This is a genomic window from Rhodopila globiformis (assembly GCF_002937115.1).
Taxonomy (GTDB): Bacteria; Pseudomonadota; Alphaproteobacteria; order Acetobacterales; family Acetobacteraceae; genus Rhodopila; species Rhodopila globiformis.
This window is the reverse complement of the sequence record NZ_NHRY01000149.1, coordinates 1-7,046: the sequence shown is the minus strand read 5'-3', so window position 1 is coordinate 7,046 and position 7,046 is coordinate 1. Positions and strand designations below refer to the sequence as shown.

The window sequence follows — 7,046 nt, the reverse complement described above, 5'->3', positions numbered from 1 at the left end:
CCAATCGCCGCTCGCCGCGGACCTACGACCGCGACCTCTACAAGGCGCGCCATCTGATCGAAAATTTCTTCGCCAGGCTCAAGCAGTTCCGTGCCATCGCAACCCGCTATGACAAGACTGCCCGCAACTTCCTCGCCGCGGTCCACCTCGCCGCCGCCGTCGTTTGGCTTAATTGACGACACGCCCTAGAACGGGGAGGAGCAGTCTGGCCGGCCACGGACGCCGATCTCACGTTCGTGGGAGTCCCACTTTCAGTTGCATCGGCCAAGCCGCGCAGGCCGCCGTGCCCGGCAAAAGCGGCCGGGCCGCTTCGGCAGGACTGAAGGCCGCCGCCGCGCGCAACTGGTATGGCATTTCATCGCTGGCTGTGGCAGGCTTCTTGCTTCACCAGACCGCAGGTCGGTTGGGACACTGAGGCCCCTGCCCTCATCGTCATGGCCCGGACGAGCCGCATAGGCGCTAACTTTGGCGGCCAGTGGCACGGCCGTTGCTACCCCGTCATGGTGGGCGAAGGCCCACCATCCACGCCTTTGGCTGATATCGGCACCGTAAGGCGTGGATGGCGGCCCTGCGGCCGCCATGACGACGGGACAGGGCGTCGCGCCTGGCTGCCTAAGTTAACGCCTATGCGGACGAGCCGGGCCATGACGATGAGGCGCCTGTTTCCACGGTCAAACTCTACGTCGCCTGGTATAACAGCCAGGGCGGCCAAGTTCCTCGTGCCTATCCTGCGACGCCCTGGGATGCCGGACTGTCCGCCGCGGCGAGCATGCGTTTGAAATAGTCGGCAGTCTGGCGCAGGCCGGTATCGAGCTCGACCTTCGGCCGCCAGCCCAGGGCCGACTGCGCCAGGCTGATGTCGGGACACCGCTGCAGCGGATCGTCCTGGGGCAGCGGGCGGTGGACGATGCGGGATGCCGAGCCGGTGATCCGGATCACCCGCTCCGCCAGTTCCCGTACCGAGATCTCGTGCGGATTGCCGATATTGACCGGGCCGGTGACCTCGGGCCCGGTGGCCATCATGCGGATCAGGCCGTCGACCAGGTCGTCGACGAAGCAGAACGCCCGCGTCTGGCCGCCATCGCCGTACAGCGTGATATCCTGGTTCTGCAGCGCCTGCATGATGAAGTTCGACACCACCCGCCCATCGTTCGGATGCATGCGCGGCCCATAGGTGTTGAAGATCCGCACCACCTTGATCCGCACCTCGTGCTGGCGGTGATAGTCGAAGAACAGCGTCTCGGCGCACCGCTTGCCTTCGTCGTAGCAGGCCCGCGGACCCAGCGGATTGACGTTGCCGCGGTACTCCTCGGTCTGCGGATGTACCGTTGGGTCGCCGTAAACTTCGCTGGTGGAGGCCTGCAGGATCGTCGCGCCCACGCGCTTGGCCAGGCCGAGCATGTTGATGGCGCCGATGACGCTGGTCTTGGTGGTCTGCACCGGGTCGAACTGGTAGTGAACCGGAGAGGCCGGACACGCGAGGTTGTAGATCTGATCGACCTCGACATACAGCGGAAACGTTACGTCATGGCGATGCGCCTCGAAGTGCGGGTTGCCGATCAGGTGGGCGATGTTGTCCTTGCGCCCGGTGAAGTAGTTGTCGACGCACAGCACATCATGGCCCTCGGCCAGCAGCCGCTCGCACAGATGCGAGCCGAGGAATCCGGCGCCGCCTGTCACCAGGATACGCGTACGGGTCAGGGACATTCAGCTTCGCTCCTTGGAAATGCGGGTTCTTAGTCGCTTCGGATCTGGAATGCCAATCGGGTTGACCCCCGGCACATGGCCGGCCGAGTCCCGGCGGCCTGGACTGACAAGGTATCATTTCGCGTGTCTGCCGTACGATGTTCGAGTATAGGGCGCGCCATGTAGTGGATACTTCACGTTAATGACACGAATTGCCAGGGCCGCCGCGGCCCGCAGGCGTGCAACAGCCGCGCCTCGGTTTATGCAATATCGGAATATATATGCATGAGCAACACTACGACCGCCTCCGTGTCACGGCGCGTCGCAATGGGCGCCGGCTGGGTCGTCGCCTGGCGCCTGGCGACCCGCAATCTTGGGCTGCTGAGCACGCTGGTGCTGGTTCGGCTGCTGCAACCGTCCGACTTCGGCCTGATCGCGCTGGCGACCGGGTTCATCGACGCCGTGGATGCCCTGTCGGACATCTGCGTGCAGGATGCGTTGGTGCGCGTCCCGGTCGTCGACCGCGACCTGTACGACACCGGCTTCGGCCTGAGCGTGCTGCGCGGCGTGCTGACGGCGGCGCTGATCGCCGCCCTCGCCTGGCCCATCGGCGACTTCTTTGCCGACAGGCGGCTGGCCGTGGTGATGCTGGCCCTTTCCGCCGGGATCCTGATCAGCGCGTTCGAGAATATCGGCACCGTCCATTTCCGCCGCGAGCTTGCGTTCCGCAAGGAATTCGACATGCGGCTGCGGTCGCGGATTGCCAGCGTCGCGATCACGATCGTCGTTGCCGTCGTCTGGCCGAGCTACTGGGCGCTGGTCGCCGGCATCCTGGTGAACCGCACCGCCCGGCTGATACAAAGCTACACAATGTCGCCATACCGGCCGCGGATCACGCTTCGGGCGTGGCGGCGGATCATCGGATTCTCGCTGTGGACCTGGGCGCAGGCGATGCTGATCCAGGTGCGTGACCGCTCGGACAGTGTCGTCATCGGCCGCCTGCTGGGAGCCACGCAGGTCGGCATTTTCGCCGTCGGCTTCGAACTGGGCACGCTGGCGAATACCGAGATCATCGAGCCGCTGAACCGGGCGCTGTTTTCCGGCTTCGCCTCGCTGCACGCCTCGAACAAAGATCTCGGCGGCATGTTCCTGAACGCGGTCGGGCTGGGCCTGTTGCTGGTCCTGCCCGTCGGGATGGGCATCTCCATGGTCGCGGACCCGTTGGTCAGGCTGATCCTGGGTGCCAAGTGGGTCGCCGCGGTGCCGGTGGTACAGATCATGGCCGTGGCGGTTGGCATGACCATGCTGACCTCGGCCAGCGCGACGCTGCTGAACGTCATCGGCCGGCTGGGCCCCGTGTTCTCCGTGATGGCCGCCTCGACGGGGGTCCGGGTGCTGCTGCTGCTCGCGCTGGTTCCGACTGTCGGCCTGCCGGGCGCGGCCGCTGCCATCATCGCGGCGACCGTGATGGATCTCGTCCTGTTCCTGTGGCTCACACTGCCACGTATCGACGTATCGCTGCGGCGCCTGGGAAGTTGCGTGCTGCGGCCGGCGATTGCGACCTTGTCGATGGTCCTGCTGCTCTGGCATCTCGGGATGGCCTGGACGCCAGGCGCTGGCCAGAACCCCGTGCAACTCGGCCTGGACATCGGCATCCGGTCCGGCCTGGGCGCCATCTGCTATGCCATCGTTCTTGCCTCGGCGTGGATACTCGCGGGACGGCCAGACGGGGCAGAGCGCCATGTGCTGTCCATGCTTCACGGCGTGTGGGAGCGGCTGGCCCGCCGACGGCGCTGACGGCAAATGCCCCCGGCGCGAGGCCGCGGCATCGTCCCATAGGCGCTGACGTTGCGGGCTGGGGCGCGGCCGTTGCCTCATCGTCATGGCGGCCGAAGGGCCGCCATGACGCGGAAACAGACGGTACCGCTAAGTTACAGCAGACCGCAGGTTGGTTGAGACACGGCGACGGCGCACCTCACTCGTCATGGCCCGGCTTGTCCGGGCCACCTATTCCAGCACGTGTGCCGCGACAGGTGGCCCGGACAAGCCGGGCATGACGATGAAGACAGGCCGTCTGCGTCCCAACTAACCTGCGGTCTGCTGTAGCGCCCATGCGGTATCGTCTGGCGTGGCGGCTCTGCTCAGCGTTCAGCCATTGCCTTTCGCGCCCGGTCCAGGTCGTCCGGCGAGTTGACGTTCGCGAACGAATCCGCCGCCTCGGCGGGGAATTCCACATGGCGCATGCCGATGCGGTCCGCGAAGTCGCCGACCCGGCGGCTGCCGGGAGAAGACAGCATCGCGCGCAGGTCAGCAGCACAGGCGACAGGCCACGACGCGACCAGATGGTGCCGCCGGCCCGCGCTGATCACGCCGCATGGCGGCGGCCACAGACGACGTGCCAAGCCATGCGGCAGGCACGGCGTGTCGCAGGGCGCGGTCAGCACGGCTGTCATGCCCAGCCCGGCCGCCCATTCCAGCCCCACCAGGAGCCCGGCCAGCGGACCCTGGTCCTGAAACGCACCATCGGACAGGACCGGGCAACCGAAAGCCGCGAACCGTGTCGGATCACCGTTCGCGCTGATCGCGACCACCGGCAGGTCCAGCGCGGCGATCACCGCCCCCAGCATGGTGGTACCGCCGAACGGCAGCAGCGCCTTGTCCACACCGCCCATCCGGCGGGCCCGGCCGCCGGCCAGCACGAGACCGGCGATCTGCGATGTATTCATGAGAACGGGATGGGGCGAGCGATGGGACTCGAACCCACGGCATCCAGGACCACAACCTGGCGCTCTACCAACTGAGCTACGCCCGCCATCCGGAGCGCGCCGTTTAGGACCATTCGGCGGATGCCGTCAAGGTTCCCTCGCGCCGCTCGCGACGGGAAATTGACCGTGCTTGAGTACTTGCGACCAAACCACCAGCCGGGGCAAGGTCCGGCACATGAGCGCAACCAGTTTTGTCCAGCAACCATCGGGCGGGCAGGCAGGCAGCCAGCCGGCCACCACGACTCCGGGCGGGGAAACCGTCGAGCAGGCGCTGGCCCGCGCCCAGACCGCGGCCCAGGCGAAGCGCCTGCACGAGGCGAGCGGAATCTGTGCCGACGTCCTCGCCGCCTCGCCCGACCATCCCGCCGCCCTGGCGCTGCACGGCATCATCATCGGCATGACCGGCGATGCCGAGACGGCCGTGACGCTGCTGCGCAAGGCGATCGGCCTGAGGCCCGGGAACGCCACCTGGTATGCGCATCTCAGCTCCCTCTGCCGCGCCACCTACCGGATGGACGAGGCCCTGGCCGCAGGCCAGGAGTCGATCCGGCTGGATCCGAACAATCCCGAGAACCTCGTCAACCTGTCATTGATCTTCGTCGATGTCGATGACCGCGAGCGCGCCACCGCCTGCCTGCTGCGGGCAGTCGGCCTGAAGCACGACCACGCGGATGGACACCTGGCGCTGGCGCAGACCCTGCTGGCCTCCGGCGATTTCGACGCCGGGTGGATCGAGTACGAGTGGCGCAACCTGACCGAGGCCGGCAAGGCGACCATGCCGGCGATGACCTCGGCGCCCTGGAACGGCATGCGCATCCCCAACGGGCGGCTGCTGCTGGTGGGTGACCAGGGCTACGGCGATACCATCCAGTTCGCGCGCTACATCCCGATGGCCGCCAAGCGGTGCCAGGAACTGATCCTGGGATGCAGCGCCGAGATGGCGCCGCTGCTGGCCAACATCCCGGGCGTCAAACAGTACTGCCACCGCTGGGCGGACGTGCCCGGCCACGCGGCGCACTGCCGGCTGTCCAGCCTGCCATACCTGTTCCACACTCGGCTCGACACCATCCCCGCGGGCATCCCGTACCTGAAAGCGGACCCGGCCCGGGTCGCGCACTGGCGGGAGCGGCTGGACGCCACGCTGCCCGCCGGGGTGAAGCGCATCGGGCTGGCCTGGACCGGGCGGCCGACGCATCCCAACGACCGCCGGCGCTCCATGCCGCTGGCGCAACTCGGGCTGCTGGCCGACGCCGGGCCGGCGGCGTTCGTGTCACTGCAGAAGCCGATGCTGCCGCGGGACCTGCCGAACCTGCCGCTGTTCCCGGGCCTGACCGACCTCGGCGCGGACCTGGCCGATTTCGGCGAGACGGCGGCGCTGATCGAGAACCTCGACCTGGTGGTCACTGTCGATACCTCGATGGGCCACCTGGCGGGGGCGCTGGGCAAGCCGGCGTGGATCCTGATCCCCAAGGCCGCCGACTGGCGCTGGCTGCTGGAGCGCGAGGACAGCCCCTGGTACCCCAGCGTGCGGCTGTTCCGCCAGCCGAAGCCGGGCGACTGGAACGAGCCGTTGCAGCGGTTGCGGGTCGCCCTGGCCGAGGAACTGGACCACGGCGGCGCCTAAACCGCGTCCAGTTTGAAAACCGTAGTCCGGCAGTTCGGACCTGAGGCGCCGTATGTGGGCACATTTCCTGATCGCGGGCCGACGTAACCTCGGTTCTCAAAGTGGACGCAGTTTAGGCGACTCCCAAAAATAACCGCCGTATGAGCCACTTGCAAAATTCCGGAATTATCTACCGATATATCAACATATAGTATGGATTTTTATTAAGTTGCACTACATGGTGTATTATTGTGGAATTATTCCCTATTTTGCGAGAGGCTCTTATGTCAACATTCAAATTTCGGCCGATAACCTGCCATTTTGGCGTCCGATTGCGGAACGGTATCGACGATCACCAAATTTGCCCTGGGTTTTGCCTCCAAATTACCAAAGGCGGTAAGCGGGGCAAAAGTCCGGGTGAATTTGGTGATCGTCCATACCGTTCCGCAATTGGACACCAAAAAATGGCGGAATTCCGCGCCCCTCGTTCCGGTGTCGAGCGTATGCTGCATGTGCGTGCCCGGGGTTTTGCCCCTATTACCAAAGGCGGCTATAACCCGCTGATAAGGCGAAGTCTTTTTGTGGGGCGCAAATCTGGGCTAGGGCAGCATGGGCCTGACGAGAATACAGGCTGGAGTCCAAGGCTGCACGGCGATCGGGCTCAAATGCACCAATCGGCAGACTATTGATATGATTCCGATTTAATTGTATACTCATCATAAAGACCATCACGTTTGGTCCTGTCCACGAGACTCGGAGCAGACGGGCATGGCCACCTCATAGGGAAATGTAGCTGGCGGCAATGAACACGACGGTATCGATCTATCTGAACCTGATGCGGCTGCTGGCAGCAGCGGTGGTATTTGGTTCCTCGCTGTTTCAGGTGGGTAGGGCGAGTTCGAGCTTACCCGCGATGAGGTAGATCATCGCCTTCAGGTTGCGGGAGGAGCGGTAGCCCCGGGCCTTGGCTTTGGCCGCCTGGACGAGGCTGT

General features: G+C 65.4%; 6 protein-coding genes and 1 tRNA gene. 3 read left to right on the top strand and 4 right to left on the bottom strand.

Features of this window, described 5'->3' with window-relative positions:
* Positions 1 to 176: transposase (locus tag CCS01_RS14910; RefSeq protein WP_146101497.1), on the top strand; the 176-nt coding region annotated here is incomplete at its 5' end.
* Between the two features lie 547 nt (positions 177 to 723).
* Here CCS01_RS14910 and CCS01_RS14905 read toward each other — a convergent pair.
* Positions 724 to 1,707: a UDP-glucuronic acid decarboxylase family protein gene (locus CCS01_RS14905; RefSeq protein WP_104519593.1), complete on the bottom strand. Its 984-nt coding sequence runs from the start codon at positions 1,705 to 1,707 to the stop codon at positions 724 to 726.
* 264 nt (positions 1,708 to 1,971) lie between these two features.
* Between CCS01_RS14905 and CCS01_RS14900 the strand changes: the two genes are divergently transcribed.
* Positions 1,972 to 3,483, top strand: coding sequence for an oligosaccharide flippase family protein (locus CCS01_RS14900; RefSeq protein ID WP_104519592.1), 1,512 nt, complete (start codon positions 1,972 to 1,974; stop codon positions 3,481 to 3,483).
* A gap of 344 nt (positions 3,484 to 3,827) precedes the next feature.
* Here CCS01_RS14900 and mobA read toward each other — a convergent pair whose 3' ends face one another.
* Entirely contained in the window at positions 3,828 to 4,412 is a 585-nt protein-coding gene (mobA, locus tag CCS01_RS14895; protein WP_104519591.1) for a molybdenum cofactor guanylyltransferase MobA, read from the bottom strand.
* Positions 4,413 to 4,422: 10 nt separating this feature from the next.
* Positions 4,423 to 4,498, bottom strand: a tRNA-His gene (locus CCS01_RS14890).
* Between the two features lie 128 nt (positions 4,499 to 4,626).
* On the opposite strand from CCS01_RS14890, the gene CCS01_RS14885 reads away from it, so the two are divergent.
* A complete protein-coding gene (locus CCS01_RS14885; protein ID WP_104519590.1) occupies positions 4,627 to 6,075 on the top strand; it encodes a glycosyltransferase family 9 protein in 1,449 nt (482 codons plus the stop codon).
* 266 nt (positions 6,076 to 6,341) lie between these two features.
* Here the strand turns inward: CCS01_RS14885 and CCS01_RS32865 are convergent, their stop codons facing one another.
* Complete coding sequence (locus CCS01_RS32865; RefSeq protein ID WP_146101775.1) at positions 6,342 to 6,566, bottom strand: hypothetical protein; 225 nt, start codon at positions 6,564 to 6,566, stop codon at positions 6,342 to 6,344.
* Positions 6,567 to 7,046: the final 480 nt, after the last annotated feature.

Excerpts from the sequence above, each read along its gene's own strand:
- CCS01_RS14905 (WP_104519593.1), bottom strand. The coding sequence starts at position 1,707 with ATGTCCCTGACCCGTACGCGTATCCTGGTGACAGGCGGCGCCGGATTC.
- CCS01_RS14900 (WP_104519592.1), top strand. The coding sequence starts at position 1,972 with ATGAGCAACACTACGACCGCCTCCGTGTCACGGCGCGTCGCAATGGGC.
- mobA (WP_104519591.1), bottom strand. The coding sequence starts at position 4,412 with ATGAATACATCGCAGATCGCCGGTCTCGTGCTGGCCGGCGGCCGGGCC.
- CCS01_RS14885 (WP_104519590.1), top strand. The coding sequence starts at position 4,627 with ATGAGCGCAACCAGTTTTGTCCAGCAACCATCGGGCGGGCAGGCAGGC.
- CCS01_RS32865 (WP_146101775.1), bottom strand. The coding sequence starts at position 6,566 with ATGCAGCATACGCTCGACACCGGAACGAGGGGCGCGGAATTCCGCCAT.